Genomic DNA, 19,720 nt, shown 5'->3' on the forward strand with positions numbered 1-19,720 from the left:
GATATTGAAATACAAAACTATTCCCGGTGATGCTCAAATCCCTTGACATAGGTAAAGAAATCAGGCGCCGGCTATTTTCCGGCGGATACGGCTCAGATGGGAAGGGGAGATGCCGAGCCAGGAGGCGATATGATATTGTGATATCTGTTGTTCCACGTCCGGGAATGCCTTCCTGAAATTGTGGTACCGGCTTGCAGCATCGAGAGAGGTGAGTTCTATTTCCCGCTGTTCTTTCTGCACAAAAATAGATTCTGCCCATTTGCGGGCAAAACGTTCCAGGTCGGGGCATGTTTCGTAAAGAAGGGTAACCTGCCGGTAGTCTGCCACCCAGATGTGGGCATCTGTCAGCGCCTGCTGGGATACCTGTGCAGGCCGGCCACTGATGAGCGAAGCATAGTCGCCGATGAAAGACGGGGCGGAAAAGAGTACTTTATTGAATTCTTCACCATTGTCTTTTCGGTAGAAGCCGCGTACGATCCCGCTTTCCAGGAAAGCCATGTTTCTGGCGATGTCACCGTCCCGGACAAAAAAGTGGTTTTTAGGCAGCGTAGCAGGTGAGAACAGCGCCGCTACCTGCTGCAGGGTAGTAGCCTGCAGCGGGTGATGTTGCGCGAAGAAGGCGTGGAGCGATTGCATGAGGGTATATATCTTGTTATTGGAGACGAATGCGTTAATTTTTTATTGTTTTAAATAATTATTCTATATTTGCGGTGCCGATAACAGGCTGCTGACATCACTGCAAGGGGCAGATGTTCCTACCAACGCCCCACGAACTACTCTTTTTTACCCAAATTAAAGAACATGCGATCTATTGCATTCTATTGTGATGCACATAGTGTTGAACGCAACGCTATGGAGCAGTTGCAGCAGTACTCCCAAAAACCGTTTGTAGACAGCATCAGCGCGTTTACTGATATTCACTATTGCGCCGAGAAAGCCCTGCCGGTAGGCGTGGCTTTTACAACCAGCGATTATTTTTACCCGTTGATCACCGGTAAAGACATCGGGTGCGGCGTGATGTATCTTAAAATCGATAAACAGCACTGGCTGCGGCCATTCGATAAAGACGCCCACTACAGGGCGTTTGCGCAGGCCCACACCCACATGACCGACGACGGTCTGGGCGGTGGTAACCATTTTCTCTCCATTGAGGAAGATAACGACGCCGTCTATATTATATGCCACACCGGAACGCGGGACAGGGGCATTGCCCTGTATCAGCATTGTATACAGCTGACCCGCGACTTCTCGCAGGCGTACGGCCGGGAGGTAGACTATGTGCATCGCGATTTTGTACAGCCGGATTTTCTCCGGTATTACCAGGACATCCTGCAATTCGGTTATGAAAGGCGCAAGAATTTCTGTGTTAAGACGATGATCTTTTTACAGAACGCCAATTATCTGAAATGTAATAAGGGTGCCATTGACAAGGGCTACCTGCAGCGCAACTACAAAGACCTGGGCAGCGAAGGGGTGTTGTATGGAACACCGTATCAACTGGAAGATTCCATTCACAATCACCTGCGCTTTTCCGATAAGGAGATTGTGCACCGCAAAGGCAGCACAGAGCTGCAACAGGGCAGGACCGTGGTGATTCCGCTGTCTATGTCCAGGGGCAGCCTGCTGGCCAAAGCCGGTTACCTGCCCGGCGCCGCCGAGGCATTGTATTCCTGCTCCCACGGCGCAGGCAGAAGGTTATCGCGCTTTGAAGCGATGAAATACTGGAAAACCGTATTAAAGGAAAAACAACGCAGGGCTTATAAAGAGCAGTTCCGTGAACTGCTCGACCGGTCAGGCAATTTTCCTTCCGGGTACATCCAGGAGTTTGATTTTGCTTATAAGGACGCGTCGGATGTTTTCCGGTATCAGCCTTACCTGCAAAAGGTAACACAGACCACGCCGGTGGTGACGGTTAAATACACCGAGATTTAATAGTAAGGGTGTATCAAAGTAATGTACCTGACAGCGCGATTTTTCGTTGCTGTCATACAAAGGAGATTATTTTGATGCACCCCTTTTTTGTTAACCTAACCTTATACCAGTGACGAAAGCAGAAGCATTCCGGCAACTGGTGGAAGCGCAGCAACAGCAACCGGTATACGTTAAGATCCATTTGATGGAGGTGTTGCTTTTCGAGTTTACCCTTGCAGGCCGCTGCGGCATTTTGCGCCGCGATGATGCGGATTTCATAATGTCATCAAATCCTTTAAAATAAAATATACCGAATGGTATATAAATTGTACTTTTGTTGTCCAGATTAATATAAAGTATATGGAAAATCAATATGACGTTGTGGTGATCGGCTCCGGCCCGGGCGGTTATGTAGCCGCTATCCGCGCTTCCCAGCTGGGTTACCGGGTAGCTATCGTAGAGAAATACAGTACGCTCGGCGGTACCTGTACCAATGTAGGCTGTATTCCCGCCAAATCACTGCTGGACAGCTCCGAGCACTACCACCAGGCAGAAGTACAGTTTAAAGCGCATGGCATTAATACCGGCGGCGTCAGCCTCGACTTCGGCCAGTTTATCCGCCGCAAGGGAGAAGTGGTGTCACAAAATACGGCGGGACTGGTGTATCTGATGAAGAAAAACAAAATACAGGTATATCACGGCCTGGGCAGCTTTACCGATGCCACGCACCTGAAAGTAAAGGCGGCAGATAACACGGAAACAGTATTGACCAGCCGCTACTTTATCGTCGCTACCGGCTCCAAACCCTCTACCATCCCAGGCGTGGCCATTGATAAGAAACGAATCATCACATCTACGGAAAGCCTGTCTCTGCCGGAGAAACCCGCCTCCATGGTGATCATCGGCGGTGGGGTGATCGGCGTGGAACTGGCGTCTGTTTATGCGCGTATAGGCACCAGCGTTACCATCATAGAATATACCGACAACCTGATACCTACGATGGACCGCGAGCTGGGTAAAGCTTTGCAGAAATCGCTCCGCCAGCTGAAGATAAACCTGTTGCTGGGCAGCAAGGTACAATCGGCGGTGAATAACGGCAATACTGCTACGGTGAAATTCCTGGACCAGCAGGGCGCGTCGCAGGAGATCACGGCGGACTATTGCCTTGTGGCTGTAGGCCGCAGGGCTTACACTGACGGGCTCAATTTACAGGCAGTGGGTATTCAGACGGCGAAAAACGGGAAGATCACCGTCAACGAAAAATTGCAGACCAATGTCCCTAACATCTACGCCATCGGGGATGTGATCGAAGGTCCTATGCTGGCCCACAAAGCAGAGGAGGAGGGCGTTTTTGCCGCTGAAACGATCCACGGCCTGCATCCGCATCTCAACTATGCGCTGGTGCCCGGCGTCGTATATACGTGGCCGGAAGTGGCGGCTGTTGGCGCTACGGAAGAACAACTGAAAGCACAGAACGTGGAATACAAAGCCGGCAAATTCCCTTACATGGCCAGCGCCCGGGCACGCGCTTCCATGGATACAGACGGTTTTGTGAAAGTGCTGGTGTCGCCGAAATACGGAGAAATACTGGGCGTACATATCATCGGCCCCCGTGCGGCGGATGTGATCGCGCAATCCGTGCTGGCCATTGAACAGGAGATGACAGCAGAGGAAATGATCCGTTCCTGCTATGCACACCCCACGTACGCAGAAGCATTAAAGGACGCTTACCTTATCGCCACTGGCCAGGGCGCAATCAATATCTAATTTGCTTAACTTGCCGTTGCAAAAATCCTGTTCTGCAATGGCAATTGATGGCGTTAAGATTATTGACAGTGACACCGCCCACGATGTTTACGGAGGCTTTATGGACATGTACGACGGCGGAGAAGAGCTGTCTGTTGTGGAAGCAACTTTTCCGCTGGAGAATGAAGAATATAGCCAGGACGCGCTGGACTACGAGCTGTATGTGACCGCCTGTGGGCTTGCCCTTTGGGAAACGGGCCTGATGGATGAAAACAAACTGGCATTCATCAGGTCTGTTATCGATAAAGGCGCTTTTATCAAAGCATGGGACCCCAATGGCCCCGACGGAAAAGCAAGGCAAAAAGAACTGGACCGCTACTGGAAAAAAATCAGTCAGCCTAACCCAAAAATCAGGGCAAGGAAAAAATACCGGAAAGTCACCCGTTTTTATTTCCAGCCTTACGACCTGCTGGCTTTTCAGCTGGACAACGGTTATTATATGGCCGCGCTTTGTGCCGAGATCTTCCAGCAGCGTGGCGTCTGCGAATACATGCTGGTACCAACTACTTATTACGGCGAAGCCCTGCCCGCCGTAGAAGATCTGCATTCCTGCCATCTCCTGGGCCGCACCATCGAATCTTTTTACGATACCGCCACCACAAAAAAAATGCAGCCCAACATTGAAAGGATATGGAAGTACCTTGGTGGTAACCCTAAATGTTTCTTCGGACTGAGTAAATACGGTCTGCTACACCGCGACGCGGCTATCTGTCGGCGCCAGTTACAGAAAATTGGCACGTTGCCGGTGGTGGAAGGGTTGAATGACACCGCTATCCGCAGCACGTTAAGCGGTTTTGAATCGCTTCGGAAACGTTTTTACGATGCCGTCAACGGCCTGGAAGAAGGGACCAGCCGGATGCATCAAAGCTGGCCTGTGAACATAGTTTGTAATATCGAATAGTATGGAACCACTCAAAGAGATGTTTAACCGCGATTTCTACCGGCATTTTGCCGATGTTTTTGCGGCCGCAGATAAAAAATTTGACCGGAACGGTTTTTATAAAGATGTCACCGACCAGCTGGAAACCCGCGAACTGAACGGGCGCCTGCGCCATACGGCGATGATGCTGGGTAAACATCTTCCTGGAGATTATAAAAAGGCAGTGGCAGTTTTGCAGAAAGCAGCCCCATCACTGAAGACCGGTTATACCGCCCTGGTATTACCCGATTTTGTGGCCCTGTATGGTAAAGATCATTTCGATCTTTCTATGGAGGTGTTGCAATACTTTACCACACTCGGTTCTGCGGAATTTGCCATCCGGGAGTTCCTGAAAGCGGATTTCGCCCGCACGCTGACCGTCATGAAAAAATGGGCCCGTCACGATGATCATCATGTAAGAAGACTGGCCTCCGAAGGGAGCCGCCCCCGGCTGCCCTGGTCCTTTAAGCTCGATGCCGTCATTAAAGATCCTTCTCTGACGCGGGATATCCTTGAGTCGCTCAAAACAGATGAAACACTGTATGTGCGGAAATCCGTGGCCAATCACCTGAACGATATTTCAAAAGATAACAGCGCCTATATGCTGCAGCTGGTAAAAGGGTGGGACACGCAGCATCCGCATACCGGCTGGATCATCAAACATGCCAGCCGCACGCTCATCAAAAAAGGGGATAAGGACTCCCTCAGCGTATTCAATTTTGAAAAGCAGGTGAAAATAAAGCTGGCACAGTTCAAACTGAGCGCAGCCGTTATCCGCCTGGGAGATGCGCTGACCTTCACTTTTCAGCTGAAAAGCGAAAAGACGTCTCCCCAAAAACTGGTAATAGACTACGTGGTCCACTATCCGAAGTCATCCGGTGAGTTATCGCAGAAAGTGTTCAAGCTAAAAGAGTTGACATTGCAGCCAGGGGAGTTGCTGTCATTCTCCAAAAAACAGGTGTTTAAAGACATGACCACCCGGAAGCACTATGCAGGTAAACATTTGATCAGTATTCAGGTAAACGGGAAGATATATGGCGAGCAGGCCTTTCAGTTAAAGATAATGTCCTGAAGTCAACAATCTGGCGAAAAAGTTGTTTCTTAGAGAAATGTACCCCAACATTTAAACCACTATGAAGTTAACTTTCAAAACCCTCGCCCTCACGATTATTGTCTCGCTGACAGCAATTGCTATCATTAACCCCGGACGTGCGTGTACCCGTGTCGTTTACAAAGGCCTCGACGGCTTGTACCTCACCGCCCGCTCTATGGACTGGAAGGAAGATACACAAACGGACCTCTGGATTTTCCCCCGTGGCATGGCCCGCAACGGAGAAACCGGTGCTCAGACCGTTAAATGGAAGTCCAAATACGGTAGCGTAATAGCTGCAGCGTACAACATTTGCAGCACCGATGGCATGAATGAAAAAGGACTTGTGGCCAACCTCCTCTGGCTGGCAGAATCCCAATATCCGCAATGGGACCATCAGAAGCCGGGCCTGACCATCGCCGCCTGGGTACAGTATGTGCTCGATAATTTTGCTACCGTTAAAGAAGCGGTGGACGAGCTGCAGCAGGAGCGTTTCACCATCGTGTCCGACAATGTGCCGGGACAGCTCAGACTGGCCACACTGCATTTATCTGTTTCAGATCCCAGTGGCGACAACGCCATCTTCGAATACATTGGAGGTAAACTGGTGGTCCATCATGATACTGCTTACCAGGTGATGACCAACTCACCGGTATTTGATAAGCAATTAGCGCTGAATGAGTACTGGAAAGAGATTGGCGGTACTACCATGTTGCCGGGCACCAACAGGGCGGCAGACCGTTTTGTACGGGCTTCTTTTTACACCAACGCTATTCCGAAAACGAAGGACTCCCGGCTGGCTGCAGCCAGCGTGTTCAGCGTGATCCGCAATTGTTCCGTGCCATATGGAATCAGCACGCCCGATCAGCCGAACATTTCTTCCACCCGCTGGAGAACGGTGTCTGATCAGAAGAACCTGGTGTACTATTTTGAGTCTGCCCTTACACCCAATACTTTCTGGGTGGACCTGAAAGATGTGAACTTTTCACCGAGGGGAGGCGTGAAGAAATTATCGCTGACCAAAGGAGAGATATATGCCGGCGATGTCTCCGGCTCCTTTAAAAGGACTAACCCGTTTAAATTCCTGGGCCCGCAATAGCAGGCCCTTTTTTTTGCCCTGTTTTTTAATAAAATGTTATCAGGGACGTATATACGCAATTAAACCAGTCATTTTTACTAAATTGCCCGCTGATCAACCGTGTGGGGATGCCTGATATTTTACAGTTACAGTTGGGGAATGCAGCCGCTTTTGAATCCGTATACCGCGGATACCATACGCGTGTGTACGCGTTTATGTGGCGCTATACCCGTGAAGCGGATGTTTGTGAGGAACTGGTACAGGAGGTATTTGTGAAGCTGTGGACCAGCCGCGGCACCCTGAATCCCGCCTTGGCGCTCACCACGCAGTTATTTCAGATAGCCAAGACCGTATTTATCGATTATCACCGCCGCACGAGCAGGCGTATCCGTTATATTAATATGACGGAGCATCTGGCGGAAGATGCCGCCATTGCGCCTGGTGTCAGAGACATTGCACTGCTCCGGCAGGTTTCCACCGTTATAGACACGCTGCCGCCCGTACGCCGGGAGGTATTTCTGCTGGGCAAAGTACAGGGATTGACCTATCCGGAAATAGCCAAAGAACTGTCGATATCCCCTAAGACAGTGGAAGGGCACATGTCCAAAGCCCTGAAATTCCTCCGTCATCGCCTGGGAGGCCTGCTGCACCTCGTTTTACTGTGGTTTTGCCAGCTCTGAAAAAAAATCTGAAAAAAAATTTTATACGGAGCAAGGGTGTTTTGCCACTTCGTACGTATAACCTTATCAAATGCCTATTTCAACCGAACAGATCGCACGATACCTGGAAGGCCGTTGTGCACCGGCCGAACAGCGGGAGATCGCTGATTATCTGCATCGCCACCCTGAGGAACTGGAACAGTTCCTGGACCAACAGGGATGGGGCGCAGACATGACGCTGCCCGAAGAACAATCGGAGCGAATGCTGACAGCTATCCGTCGCCAGACCGTGCATACCCGTCGCCGCAGACTGTTGTGGCCCGCTATCGGCACTGCTGCCGCTGCGGCCATCGCCGGATGGGTATGGTGGACCATGCCCGCCGCCGAGCAGCCGGTCCATAAAACCATGCCGGTCATGGCACAGGCGCCCGCTGTCACGGCGCCTGTCATCACGGTCCTGCGGGTATATCATGCCACAGACAGTGTGGTACGGCTGCCGGATGGCACAAATGCCACACTGCGGTCGTCGGCGGAAGTGCGCTATGATGCCGGTTATGGACGGCAGCATCGTGAACTGCAGCTGAGCGGTGAAGCCACTTTCGACGTGGCGGCACGCGCAGCCTTACCCTTTACCGTGCATAGCGGAGCGGTGAGCACCACCGCATTGGGTACCGTGTTTATGGTGAGCGCGCCGGAACATACCCATCATGTGAAAGTGCGGTTGCTGAGCGGAAAAGTAGTGGTGAAAACGAAAGATAGTAAGGGTACCTATCTGGCGCCAGGGCAGGAGCTGGCCTGGAATGAAGACAATAACAAACTGTCTGTATATGCCTGGAAGCAGCCGGTAAAGCCGGCCGCCGTCAATCCCGCAGTGGCGCCCGATGCAACAGTGCTGATGCATGACGGACAGATAGAGTTTGTCAAATGTGCGGTGGAAGAGGTGTTTAACGTATTACACCGGGAATACGGGATACAAATCTCCGCAGACCCGGGAGACCTGAAAGGCTGTTTCTTCAGTGGAACGCTGGCAGGGCAACAGGAAGCCGATGATATTATTCACACGATAGCGACATTAAACCAACTAACATTGACAAAAGATAACACCGGTTATCACATCCGTAAATAGTCCGTCTTTTTAAAGTCACCTACAGATAACAGGTTATTCACGTAAGGCTGGATAGCGGGGCACTGCTATGCCATAAAACAAACGTTATGATGATCAGATTTACAAAACAGTCCCTTAAAAGAGGCAGCTGGCTTTTTATTTCCCTATGGCTGCTGGCAATAACGGCGTATGCGCAGAACGGTGGAGGCACCATCACCGGCGTCGTTAAAAATGAAAAAGGCGAAACGTTGCCCGGCGTTACCGTTGGCATCATCAACGCCGATTCTTCTTTCCGCAAAGGGCAGGTTACCGACGCACAGGGCGTATTTCTCATTACCGGCATTCCTGCCGGCGGACCGTATGCCATCTCATTTACTTCCATCGGTTATATCAAACAGCAATCACGCAACCACAAGCTGGCCGAAGGAGAGAAAGTATCCCTGCTGATTAAACTGAAAGAATCCGCCACAGAGCTGAACCAGCTGGTAGTCATCGGTTACGGTACCCAGAAAAAAAGCGACGTGTCCACCGCCATCACCACTGTGAACACCGATTTTATCGGAAAGCAGTCTATCCTCCGTGCAGAGCAAGCCTTACAGGGCAGCGCTCCCGGCGTACTGGTACTTACGCCTTCCGGTCAGCCCGGTGAAAAACCGATGATCCGTATCCGTGGTACAGGCACCAACAAGAACCCGGACCCGCTATATATTGTAGACGGTTTCCCGGTAAATGACATTGAATACCTTAACCCTAATGATATTGAGCGAATGGACGTGCTGAAGGATGCTGCTTCCGCAGCGATCTACGGCGCCCGTGGCGCTAACGGCGTGGTGCTGATCACCACCAAAAGCGGCAAAAAGGGTCCTGCCCGCGTAGCATACGACGGCTATTACGGTATTCAGAACGCCTGGCGCAAAGTGCCGGTGCTGAATGGGACCGAATACGCTGAAATGATGAATGAAGGCGCCCGCAACGCCAACCAGGCAGCGCCTTTCGCCAACCCGGAACAATACGGTAAAGGCACCAACTGGCAGGACGCCACTTTCACCAAAAACGCGCCCATCACCAATCACAACGTGTCCGTGAGCGGCGGCAGCGAAAACTCCACCTACTTCACGTCGTTTTCCTATTTCGGGCAACAGGGCATCGTAGGTGGTGAACGCTCCCAGTTTGAACGTTATACCATCCGCCTCAACGGTGACCAGAAAATAAAAGACTTTCTCCGTGTAGGCGTGAGCTTAAGTTATATGAACACTACCAGCCGCGGCATCAATGCCAATGCTGACTATGGCGGTGTGCTGAACAACGCCATCAACCTCGATCCGCTGACACCGGTGTATGAAACAGATCCCACCAAACTGAACAACCCGGTGCATTACCCGATCAACGCCATCCGCAACGGCGATCAGATTTACGGTATCTCCACCATCATCACCGACGGACCAACCAACCCACTGGCCGCCATGCAGCTGGCCAACGGCAAAAACAAAAACGATAAGGTCCTGGGCAACGCCTACGGTGAAGTAGACCTGATGAAAGGACTGAAGTTCCGTTCTTCGCTGGGTATTGAAGTTAATAACTACAGCAGCAGCAGCTTTACCCCGCAGTATTACCTCAACAGCGCTTCCAAAACAGATGTAAGCCTGGTGGGCAAAGGGTTCTCCCGCCGCTATACCTGGCAGGTGGAGAACGTATTGTCTTACAACCGCAAATTCGGAAAACACAATATACAGGCGCTGTTAGGACATACCGCGCTGAAGTCCCGCTTCGAAAATATGAACGGCTCCCGTCCGGACCTGATCACCAGCGATCCGGACATGGCCTATATCGATCTGGCCACCAATGAAACGCTGAATAAGGTGAGCGGTGGCGCAGACGTAAGAGCGCTGTTGTCGTACTTTGGCCGTGCAGCTTATGACTACGACGGCAAATACCTGCTGTCCGCCACGCTGCGCCGCGATGGCTCTTCCCGCTTCGGCCGCAATAATCCGTTCGCCACTTTCCCTTCCGTGTCCGGCGGATGGGTGCTGTCCAAAGAAAAATTCTATGCCTCCAATACCGTCACCTTCCTGAAGCTGCGTGCTTCCTGGGGCCAGAACGGTAATGAAAATATCGGCGACAACTCCTTCCCGTGGGCAGCCGGCATGGTGCTCGGTAACGGCTATACGTTTATCAAGCCTACCGGCGAGGAATACTACCTCAATGGGGTGGCCTCCGGCGCCGTACCTAATCCCAATCTTAAATGGGAAACCTCCGAGCAGACCAACTTCGGCGTAGACATGGAACTGTGGAAAGGCAAACTGGCAGTAACGGCGGATTACTATATCAAGAACACCATCGGCCTGCTGTTTAACCCTCCCATCACCGCTATCGTGGGTAATCCTTCCCCTTACGTAAACGGTGGCTCTGTGTCCAACAAAGGGGTGGAACTGGGCATTACCTACAAACAGCAGGTGAATAAAGACCTGAGTTTCAATGTGACGGTGAACGGCGCCTACAATAAAAATAACGTAACCGCCATCAACAACGCCGCGAAAGCTGTAGCAGGTACCGGGTTTATCGGCGCCGGTGCCGTTACCCGTATGCAGGTAGGGTATCCTATCGGTTACCTGTGGGGCTACCGCACCGATGGTATCTTCCAGAATAAAAAAGAAGTGGACGAGTACGTAGGCCCTGAAGGCAAGAAGATACAATCCAAAGCGGTGCCGGGCGACCTGAGATTCATGGACCTCAATGGCGATGGTAAACTGGACAACAATGACAAGACCATCATCGGCGATCCCAATCCGGACGTAACCGCAGGTCTGAACCTGAACCTGACGTATAAACGTTTCGACTTCAGCATGTTTGCCGTAGGTATGTTCGGGCATCAGCTGCTGAACGGTTTGTACCGTTATGACATTAAGATGGCCAACATGCCGCGCCAGTACCTCGACAGATGGACTGAAGAAGGCTCCAATGCCAAATACCCCCGCTTTACTTTTGCGGACAACAACGGCAACCACAATAACGTGTCCGATGTGTATGTAGAGAACGCCAGCTTTGTGCGCATCAAAAATATCCAGGTAGGATATACGCTGGCTGAGGGGCTGGTGAAGAAAGCGAAACTGAATAATCTGCGTGTGTACGTTGCCGTAGATAATCCGTTCACCTTCACCCGTTACACCGGTTTTGATCCTGAGATCGGCGCCCGTGACGCCCTCAACCTGGGTGTGGACCGCGGCGTTTATCCGCAGGCGAGAACTTTCCGTGCAGGCGTAAATGTTAACTTATAATTCCTCTTACAAGTATGAAAACAAGATTCCGTTATATAAAACACGTATGTGTATCGTTGTTGCTGGTGGGTAGTGGTTGTTCCAAATCTTTTCTGGAGCTGGACCCGCCGTCACAAATTGTCGAGAGCAATTTTTTCCGTAATGAAAAAGAAGCCAACCAGGCGCTGGCCGGGGTGTACCATGTACTGCAATGGAACCAGTGGATGGGATTCCATCCCTCTCATTGCTGGAGTGAGGCTGCATCTGATGACGCTTACTCCGGCGGCGGCAGCCAGAGTGATGGTGTAGGCATCAAAGGGCTGGACCAGTTCAGGACGGTGACCATCGGGGACCAGACTTACCGGGGCCTCTGGTCTATCTATTATGCCGGTATTGCCCGGGCCAACGTGTACCTTGATAAAATCGGAAAGGTGACCGCTTCGGATGAATTCAAGCGGACCACCATCGCGGAAGCCAAGTTCCTGCGCGCTTATTTTTATTTTGAGCTGGTGCGCTGGTATGAAAACGTTCCGCTGGTGACGGTGCCACTGGTAGACGCTGCGCAGTATAATCAGCCCCAGGCCAAACCGGAAGCGGTTTTTAACCAGATTGCCAAAGACCTGGAAGAAGCGATGGCCGATCTTCCGAAAACAACGCAGCGCCAGGTAGGCGGCCATGCCACTCACTGGGGCGCTAAAGCCCTGATGGCCCGTGTGTATCTTTTCTATAAAGGCGTGTACAACCAGGATTTACAGACAGGCGCCAAAACGATCAACAAAACGGTGGCCCGCGACTACCTGGAGGATATCATTAACAATGGTGGTTTTAAACTGGCAGAGGACTTCGCCGGTATCTGGCGTAAGGCGGGCGAGTTTGGTACTGAGTCAGTGTTCGAGGTGTCGCACAGTGGTCTGATCCCTGTCAGCAATGTGAACGATCAGCGTTTGGGGCAGGGTAACCTCAGCGTGCACATGTTTGCCCCGAGGGGTATCAACGATCCGGTGTATACCGCCGGCTGGAGCTATAGTACCATTACTCAATCACTGTATGATGAGTTTGAGCCCAATGATCCGCGCCGCGACCAGACCATCCTCTATGGCCGTGATTTCAGCGCCATTGCGAAGAGCTGGCAGTATACCGGTTATTTCAATAAAAAATACGCAACGCATATTGAATATAAGGCGGGCGCCAACAGTGATGCCAACTGGGGCAACAACTACCGCTCGATCCGTTATGCCGATGTATTGCTGATGGCGGCAGAACTGTGGCTGGGCGATAACCAGGGTAAAGCCGACGCTTATCTGAAACTGGTGCGTGACCGCGTGAAGATGCCGGAGGTGAAAGCAACCGCCGAAAGTATCCGCCATGAGCGTCGGGTGGAGTTTGCCGGGGAGGGGATCCGTTACTGGGACCTGCTGCGCTACGGTCTGGACTATGCGAAAAAAGCGATTGACGCCTCCAGCACAAGGGGAGCGGACTATGACGGAGACCAGAGCCGTTTCAATATGGACTGGGATGTTACCAAGAGGGGCAGGCTGCCTATCCCGCAGCAGGAAGTGGATATTGCCAACGGAGTGTTAAAACAGAATCCCGGGTATTAGTTACCGGGTGTTGTATTGGATAAAGCTACCAGCGTTTGCTGGTAGCTTTTTTTTATCTTTAGGTAAATACAACTTCCTATGGATGACAAGACTGCCTTAGTCGTGGAGTTGTTTGGCAAAAACGCCCGGCTCTACGAAGAAAAATTCATGGACACACAACAGTACCACGATACACTGGATGTGTTTTGCGGGAATATTGCCCGGGAACAGGCGAACATCCTGGAGCTTGCCTGTGGTCCCGGTAATATTACGCAGTACCTGCTGCACCGGCGGCCGGATTTCCGTATACTGGGTACCGATCTGGCGCCCGCTATGCTGGAGCTGGCCCGTAAGAACAATCCCGGCGTCACTTTCCAGTTGCTGGACTGCGCCGATATCACTTCGTTGCCCGATCGGTATGACGGCATCATGGCCGGTTTTCTGCTGCCGTATCTCTCCCGGGAAGCGCTGACCAGGTTGATACAGGACGCCGTGGGCATACTGCGGCCGAAAGGCGTGCTGTACCTCAGTACTATGGAAGACGACTATACGAAATCAGGCTGGCGGAAGTCCAGTACGGGTGACGATTACTATCAGTATTTTCACGAAGGCGCCTGGCTTCATCAGGTCCTGGAAGCGCATGGTTTCCGTGTGGTCCATGAGCAGCGGAAATCTTCTGCCAACGGAGATGGGACTCCGGTGACGGATTTGTTTATGATAGCCGGCTTGTTGTGATGGAAAGATGTTCAGGTAGCAGTTGTGGTTTTCAATAGCGTATTCACATGGATCAGGCGGCTGTTACGATCTTTCTGTTAGCCGGGCGGAAGTACCAGGATATGATGGTGAGCACCAGCAGCAGCAGAGAAGGGAAGGTGTCTTTCATGGCATCGCCGGCGATGAGGTGTGAACAGAACGCTCCCGACATCATAAAGAAAAAGCCGGCGTAAGCCCATTCCTTTACCAGGGGAAATCTTGGTACCAGGATGGCGATCACCCCCAGTATTTTCCAGACGCCCAGTATTTTCAATGCGTAGGCGGGGTAACCCAGACGGGTCATAAAATCAGTTTCGGCTTTCATTTGCAACAGTTGTACAAGGGCGGTGGAGATCATGCCCAGAGAGAGCCAGAGCGTGGCGATCCAGTAGATGATTTTGTTTGTCTTTGACATGATATATTATTTTTTGAATTTGATAGCTACTTTTTCAAGGCGGTTGTGTGCCTGTCCCATGCCGCGGGCCATGCCAATCTTCAGGTATTGTGCTCTTTCTTCCAGTGTTTTGTAGAGGATGTGCATCCGGAGTTTGCTGGTATCTTCAGTGAGTTTTTCAAATTCCAGGAATTCCAGCTGTACGCCGAAACCGGTATTCTCCATTTCAAATGTCCGGACGATCCTCGCTTCGGGCACGAAGTCGTGGATAGCGCCGCTGAAGCCATGTTTGTTGCCCATAGGATCGGTGGTCTCAAATTGCCAGCTGCCGTGCTTTTTATTTTCCAGTTTCAGTACTTTGGTCCCCATCCATTCTTCCACGATTTCCGGTTCTGTATATGCTCTGAAAAGTAATTCCAGCGGCAGGTCGAATTCCCGGGTGACGATCAGTTCCTGTTTGCCTTCTTCGGCGTGGACTTTAGTTTTTAGTTCCATATGCTGTTATTTTTTTGTTTGATATTTTTTCATGACTGATTCCAGCTTGTTAAATCTATCATCCCACATCTTACGAAAGGGTTCAATGAAGTCGGCTATTTCTTTCATTTTCTGAGGATTTAAATGATAATAAATTTCCCTGCCGTTCTGTTCCTGCTTCAGCAGCTCACATTCGGTGAGTATCGCCAGGTGTTTGGATACGGTAGGCCTGGCGGTATCAAAATTCGCTGCAATGGCGCCGGCCGTCATGGCATGGGTGGCTACCAATACGAGTATGGCTCTCCTTGTTGGGTCGGCGATAGCCTGGAATACATCTCTTCTTAAATTCATTGTGTAGCTATTTGACTACAAATATATATGTAGTTATTTGACTACGCAAATTTTTTTATGACTTTTCGGTAAAAAAAGGAGAAGGGTGTATTCATCATATTGATAACCAATATGATGAATACACCCTGTATTAACCAATGGAGAAAAGCCGGTGGTCGTTAGTTGAGGAAGGCAAACTTATCCTCGAACATTTTGCCCACTACCGGGATAGGTTTCTTTTGTTCATTGACGGCGTTGATAATACCGAATATCCATAAGATCAGCAGCACAAGCCCGATATAGGTAAGGAAACCAAGCGAGGGAACAATGCTCACGGTAGTGGAAAGAATAACATTGATGAGCACCGACAGAATGAAAAAGCCCAGGCCTTGTTTTAAGTGATAAACGACCAGGTCACTCTTGGGGGAGAGGTCTTTGCTTTTTACATAAGCGACGATCCAGCCGATAATCGTCACATAACTCAGGATAGAAATGGTTTTGTTGTTCATGGTTTGATCATTTGCTGACAAAGGTAGCTATGGCGGCAAATGCAGGAACTGTGGATGGTTGTTCGGCTGCTTTGGCTTTGTATTTGTCGTTATCCGTCTTTCATGAGTTTGAAGAAAGCCTCTTTGTTGACCCTGGAAACGGGCACCTCGGCACCGTCTTCCATTTGCACCAGCCCTTCCCTGGAATAGCTGTTAATATAATTGGTGTTGATGAGATGGGACTGGTGTATCCGGAAAAATTCCGGCGGTAGCAGGATGTCTTCATAATTTTTCAGGGGTTTGGAGACAATGATCTTTTTCCCCTGTGTGAGATGAAAGGTAGTATACGAGCCGGATGTTTCACAACGGATGATCTGGTCGATCTTGACGACATGCATGGCTTCCTGCGTGGGTAGTACCAGCCTCCGGGGCGTCTTTTCCAGGCTGCTGTCCAGTTCATTCAGCTGCTTTTCAGCCAGGAACCGTCCCTGCAAGGCGGTTATCCGCTCCAGCGCCGTTTTTAGTTCTTCTGCATCCACCGGCTTCAGCAGGTAATCGATGGCGCTGAACTTAAACGCACGAATGGCGTGTTCTTCGTAGGCAGTAGTGAATATCAGGTGAAATGCCTTATGGGTTATCTGATGCAGTACATCGAACCCTGTTCCTTCCTTCAGCATGATGTCCATAAATACGAGGTCGGGCTTGAGCCGGTCGATGAGTTTGACGGCTTCGTCTGCTCTTTCGGCGTAACCGACAATCTGCACTTGTTGCGGGGCCACCATTTCCAGCAAAATGGAAAGGGCCTCCCGCAGGCGGTATTCGTCTTCTATGATAACGGTCCTGTACATCATTTTATATTATGGGGATGTATAATGTTACGATAGTGCCTTGCCCGTCAGCCGCGGGTTGCTCCCGTACTTCCAGCCGGCTGTGCGGATTGTCTTTCAGCATCAGCAGCAGGCGTTCATCTGTAATTTTTGTCGAGAGTGACTGATGCGGGGCATCGGTTTTGCGGCGCCGGGATTCCGTGAGTCCGATACCGTTATCGGTAATGGTGCACACCAGAATATGATCGTCGCTCCGCTCGTTAAACCGGATGGTCAGCAGCCCGCGCTTTGCGTCTGTCAGCGGCTTTAAGCCGTGCTCTATGGCGTTTTCCACGAACGGCTGTATCAGCAGGGGTGGCAATTGTAAGTCCACCGACGCTTCACAGTTGATGTGATAGTCAAAGCTTTTATTCAGTCGTAGCTGTTGTAATTCGATATAATTTTTCAGTGTTGCTATTTCTTCTTCCAGTGTGATTTTTTCCATACGGGAGTGTTCCAGAACACGCCTGCTCAGCCGCGCGAACTTGGACAGGTAGGACACCGCCAGCGCTGTATCCTGCTGGAGGATCATCCCCTGGATGTTTCCCAGAGCATTAAAGATAAAGTGGGGGTCCATCTGGGACTGAAGCAATCTTCTTTCCAGCGACAGCTTTTCAGCCAGGTTTTCCAGTGTTTCCTTTTCCATGAGCTGCATCCGGAGTTCGTTGTTGGCCTGCTGTTGCCGGAGGATGTCTTCCCTGTTCTGATAATAACGCTGCCGGTAATAATAAGACCGGTACATAAATACAAGTCCTGTCAGCAGCACAGCGGCAATTCCATACCCCAGCAGTTTGTTTTTTTTCTGGAGATGGTTTTCCTGCTCCAGCTGTGTGATCCGTGTTGCCTTTTTATCTGACTCGAACCTGGCATCCGCATTTTGCAGCATTTGTTGCGTGGATTCATCGTATTTCATTTGGTTGTACCGGACAAAAGGAACATCATAGGCGTGATAGGCCGCATAGTCTTTTTCGCGGGCGGCCAGCTCTTTCAGGCACCCGTAGAAGGCGGCCAGCAGGTAGTTGTCTTTGTAGGGGAGCGCCTGCTGATAGGCTATCCCTGTTTTGAAAAGGTTCTCCGCTATCCGGTATTCTCCTTTTTCCAGGAAGAACTGACCACGCAGTCCGATAGCGCTCCTGTACACGTTCCTCAGCTCATACCGCTGGCCAATGGCGGACGCTTTCTCCAGGCAGGACAGAAAGGACTGTTCGTCCGTTGGTTTGGGGCCATTCAGATATAGTACGGCCAGATTAATATAGGCGATGCCGATATTGCTCTTACTGATGATTTTTGCGTTTTGTTTTTCCGCCAGGTCGATGGTTTCTTTGAAAAATGCAACCGCCTCCTGCCACTGGCCGCGATCGCCGGAAGCGGTACGGTCCGAAAGATAGCCGCCCACCGCCAGTCTTGCGTGCAAAATGTTTTCCGGGTCGCCCGATTGCATGGCGTATGCCAGCGCAGCGTCCGCATACTTTTTTACTTTTTCTTCCGATCCCGGGGAGAAGAGATAGGAGATATCGGCGCCGGTTTTGGCGCATAAATCATATGCTTCCAGCTGTGTAAACAGCCCGTATGCTTCCAGCAGGTAGTCCAGCGCTTTGGATTTGTCATCTATATACGATTTGAGCGATCCCATGGCCCAGGCAGCAAATGCTTTGGCCCTCTTGTCGGCCGTGGCGTCTGCCGTCATGTGGGATAGCTCCGCATAACGGGTAAACTCTTTCAGGTGCAGGAGCCGCCGGTGTGTCATCGCCAGGTAGGCTTCACAAATGGCCTGATCGGCTTTGTTCTTCTTTTCTTCCGCCAGGTGGAGTGCTTCCAGCTGTATCCGGATGCTGGCCGTAGAATCTGTAAACCTTTTGGCGTAGCCTTCCCGGGCTGATTTTTCTACAGCAGATATTCCCTGTGCCCTGACAATGCCAACTATCAGTATACAAAGCAGGATACTGCCACCATATTTTTTTAATCGCCCTCTTACAATCATATAGATGAAATGATGGCTAAGATATTGATTGTTGCATGACTGGCAAAATATACTGACGGTATTGTCAAGCCACGATGGTAGCCTGTTTTCCGGATTTCAGGCATATGCTTCCAAATAACAACCGGGAGTGTACAAACACCAATTGAAACCGGGATGCCTGCATGTAAAATTTTAATCTTGTCAAAGAAATATTTACATTATGAAAATGAAGTTTTGGTTTTTTGCATTGACTTTTCTTTATCTTTCCGTGGAAACGGCCTATGCGCAACAATCGGAAGAAAAACGCATCAAAATTGAGCTGACGGTGAAAACGGGCAACAGCCAGGTATCCGCCCTGGTCCGGTCCTTTACGGTTTCTTACAACAGAGCGTTGAACGCCTCACAAGACACTGTCAACGGTAAGCCGGCGCCGGCCGAATCTCCCCGGGGCCATTACCTGTCGGCCGATTTTGAAAAGCAGAACATTCCGCTGTTGCAGGCGTTTATGAAAAACAAGAAAGGCCTCGATGGAGAGATAACGGTAACAGATGCTTTCGGAAAGCTTCCCGGCAGGAAGATCGCGTTTAAATCCGCTGTACTGGAGACGATGAACGACCAGGTGACCGGCGACTACGGCAGCGCCTTTATGACGCTGAATTGCGAGGAGCTGGTCCTCGATGGCGTAAAACTTGAATATTAACAAAGCATGAAAGACCCCACTGAATTTAAATTCCGGGAATCCGCAACGCTGGGCGTATTCAGCACCAAAGGCTTTGTGGACGGATTGTTGCCCGTATTGCGTGTTGTACATGAGCACGACGGGTACTGGCAGTTCCTGACCGCGGAGTTTATGAACGTTACGACAGAAGAAGAGCTGGCACGTGCTGAAGAGGGGGCGGTGCTGCTTTGTCTGCGGGATGTGATCGCGTTAGACGGGACGCTGAATGCACTGTATGACCTGCCCTGCGGGGAGTTTGCCGACAGAAAGTTTATCGGGGATGAATGGGTGCGCTCGGCATATGACGAGGAAGACGAATTAACAAGATAAAATCA

General features: G+C 50.8%; 20 protein-coding genes. 13 read left to right on the forward strand and 7 right to left on the reverse strand.

The features are described 5' to 3' along the window. Positions 1-60: 60 nt before the first annotated feature. Complete coding sequence (locus B5D63_RS33440; RefSeq protein ID WP_078673254.1) at positions 61-636, reverse strand: Crp/Fnr family transcriptional regulator; 576 nt, start codon at positions 634-636, stop codon at positions 61-63. A 165-nt stretch (positions 637-801) separates the two neighbouring features. Here B5D63_RS33440 and B5D63_RS33445 point away from each other — a divergent pair, with 165 nt between their 5' ends. The 11 genes from B5D63_RS33445 to B5D63_RS33490 all read left to right on the forward strand — a co-directional run bounded on the left by B5D63_RS33445 (position 802) and on the right by B5D63_RS33490 (position 14,137). Beyond that, on the forward strand, positions 802-1,932 hold the full coding sequence (locus B5D63_RS33445) for an RtcB family protein (protein ID WP_078673255.1): 1,131 nt from the start codon (positions 802-804) through the stop codon (positions 1,930-1,932). Positions 1,933-2,041: 109 nt separating this feature from the next. Then, complete coding sequence (locus tag B5D63_RS35215; protein WP_159456266.1) at positions 2,042-2,215, forward strand: hypothetical protein; 174 nt, start codon at positions 2,042-2,044, stop codon at positions 2,213-2,215. Positions 2,216-2,271: 56 nt separating this feature from the next. After that, a complete protein-coding gene (gene lpdA, locus B5D63_RS33450; protein WP_078673256.1) occupies positions 2,272-3,678 on the forward strand; it encodes a dihydrolipoyl dehydrogenase in 1,407 nt (468 codons plus the stop codon). Between the two features lie 37 nt (positions 3,679-3,715). Further along, on the forward strand, positions 3,716-4,618 hold the full coding sequence (locus B5D63_RS33455) for a hypothetical protein (RefSeq protein ID WP_078673257.1): 903 nt from the start codon (positions 3,716-3,718) through the stop codon (positions 4,616-4,618). Between the two features lies 1 nt (position 4,619). After that, a complete protein-coding gene (locus B5D63_RS33460; RefSeq protein ID WP_200817154.1) occupies positions 4,620-5,708 on the forward strand; it encodes a DNA alkylation repair protein in 1,089 nt (362 codons plus the stop codon). 61 nt (positions 5,709-5,769) lie between these two features. After that, positions 5,770-6,825 carry a linear amide C-N hydrolase gene (locus B5D63_RS33465; RefSeq protein WP_078673259.1) on the forward strand — a complete coding sequence of 352 codons (1,056 nt, stop codon included), beginning with the start codon at positions 5,770-5,772 and terminating at the stop codon, positions 6,823-6,825. A gap of 107 nt (positions 6,826-6,932) precedes the next feature. Continuing rightward, positions 6,933-7,484, forward strand: a complete 552-nt coding sequence (locus B5D63_RS33470) for an RNA polymerase sigma-70 factor (RefSeq protein ID WP_078673260.1) — start codon at positions 6,933-6,935, stop codon at positions 7,482-7,484. 70 nt (positions 7,485-7,554) lie between these two features. After that, complete coding sequence (locus B5D63_RS33475; RefSeq protein ID WP_078673261.1) at positions 7,555-8,589, forward strand: FecR family protein; 1,035 nt, start codon at positions 7,555-7,557, stop codon at positions 8,587-8,589. A gap of 86 nt (positions 8,590-8,675) precedes the next feature. Beyond that, complete coding sequence (locus tag B5D63_RS33480) at positions 8,676-11,843, forward strand: SusC/RagA family TonB-linked outer membrane protein (RefSeq protein ID WP_078673262.1); 3,168 nt, start codon at positions 8,676-8,678, stop codon at positions 11,841-11,843. 14 nt (positions 11,844-11,857) lie between these two features. Continuing rightward, positions 11,858-13,423: a RagB/SusD family nutrient uptake outer membrane protein gene (locus tag B5D63_RS33485; protein ID WP_078673263.1), complete on the forward strand. Its 1,566-nt coding sequence runs from the start codon at positions 11,858-11,860 to the stop codon at positions 13,421-13,423. Positions 13,424-13,501: 78 nt separating this feature from the next. Further along, entirely contained in the window at positions 13,502-14,137 is a 636-nt protein-coding gene (locus B5D63_RS33490; RefSeq protein ID WP_078673264.1) for a class I SAM-dependent methyltransferase, read from the forward strand. Between the two features lie 52 nt (positions 14,138-14,189). On the opposite strand, the gene B5D63_RS33495 is transcribed toward B5D63_RS33490, so the two are convergent. The 6 genes from B5D63_RS33495 to B5D63_RS33520 all read right to left on the reverse strand — a co-directional run bounded on the left by B5D63_RS33495 (position 14,190) and on the right by B5D63_RS33520 (position 18,688). Next, positions 14,190-14,570: a DoxX family protein gene (locus tag B5D63_RS33495; protein ID WP_078673265.1), complete on the reverse strand. Its 381-nt coding sequence runs from the start codon at positions 14,568-14,570 to the stop codon at positions 14,190-14,192. Between the two features lie 6 nt (positions 14,571-14,576). Beyond that, entirely contained in the window at positions 14,577-15,044 is a 468-nt protein-coding gene (locus tag B5D63_RS33500; protein ID WP_078673266.1) for an SRPBCC domain-containing protein, read from the reverse strand. Between the two features lie 6 nt (positions 15,045-15,050). Then, positions 15,051-15,374, reverse strand: coding sequence for an ArsR/SmtB family transcription factor (locus tag B5D63_RS33505; protein ID WP_078673267.1), 324 nt, complete (start codon positions 15,372-15,374; stop codon positions 15,051-15,053). Positions 15,375-15,532: 158 nt separating this feature from the next. Further along, the gene (locus tag B5D63_RS33510) at positions 15,533-15,862 is read right to left on the reverse strand and encodes a DUF4870 domain-containing protein (protein WP_078673268.1); all 330 of its coding nucleotides are present in this window, start codon (positions 15,860-15,862) and stop codon (positions 15,533-15,535) included. A gap of 89 nt (positions 15,863-15,951) precedes the next feature. Then, positions 15,952-16,692, reverse strand: a complete 741-nt coding sequence (locus tag B5D63_RS33515; protein ID WP_078673269.1) for a LytR/AlgR family response regulator transcription factor — start codon at positions 16,690-16,692, stop codon at positions 15,952-15,954. A 1-nt stretch (position 16,693) separates the two neighbouring features. Beyond that, positions 16,694-18,688, reverse strand: coding sequence for a sensor histidine kinase (locus B5D63_RS33520; RefSeq protein ID WP_078673270.1), 1,995 nt, complete (start codon positions 18,686-18,688; stop codon positions 16,694-16,696). Positions 18,689-18,887: 199 nt separating this feature from the next. On the opposite strand from B5D63_RS33520, the gene B5D63_RS33525 reads away from it, so the two are divergent. Next, on the forward strand, positions 18,888-19,367 hold the full coding sequence (locus B5D63_RS33525; protein ID WP_078673271.1) for a hypothetical protein: 480 nt from the start codon (positions 18,888-18,890) through the stop codon (positions 19,365-19,367). 6 nt (positions 19,368-19,373) lie between these two features. Further along, positions 19,374-19,715, forward strand: coding sequence for a hypothetical protein (locus B5D63_RS33530; protein ID WP_078673272.1), 342 nt, complete (start codon positions 19,374-19,376; stop codon positions 19,713-19,715). The last annotated feature ends 5 nt before the right edge of the window (positions 19,716-19,720 follow it).

It is taken from the genome of Chitinophaga eiseniae, assembly GCF_900167135.1.
GTDB classification, from domain to species: Bacteria; Bacteroidota; Bacteroidia; order Chitinophagales; family Chitinophagaceae; genus Chitinophaga; species Chitinophaga eiseniae.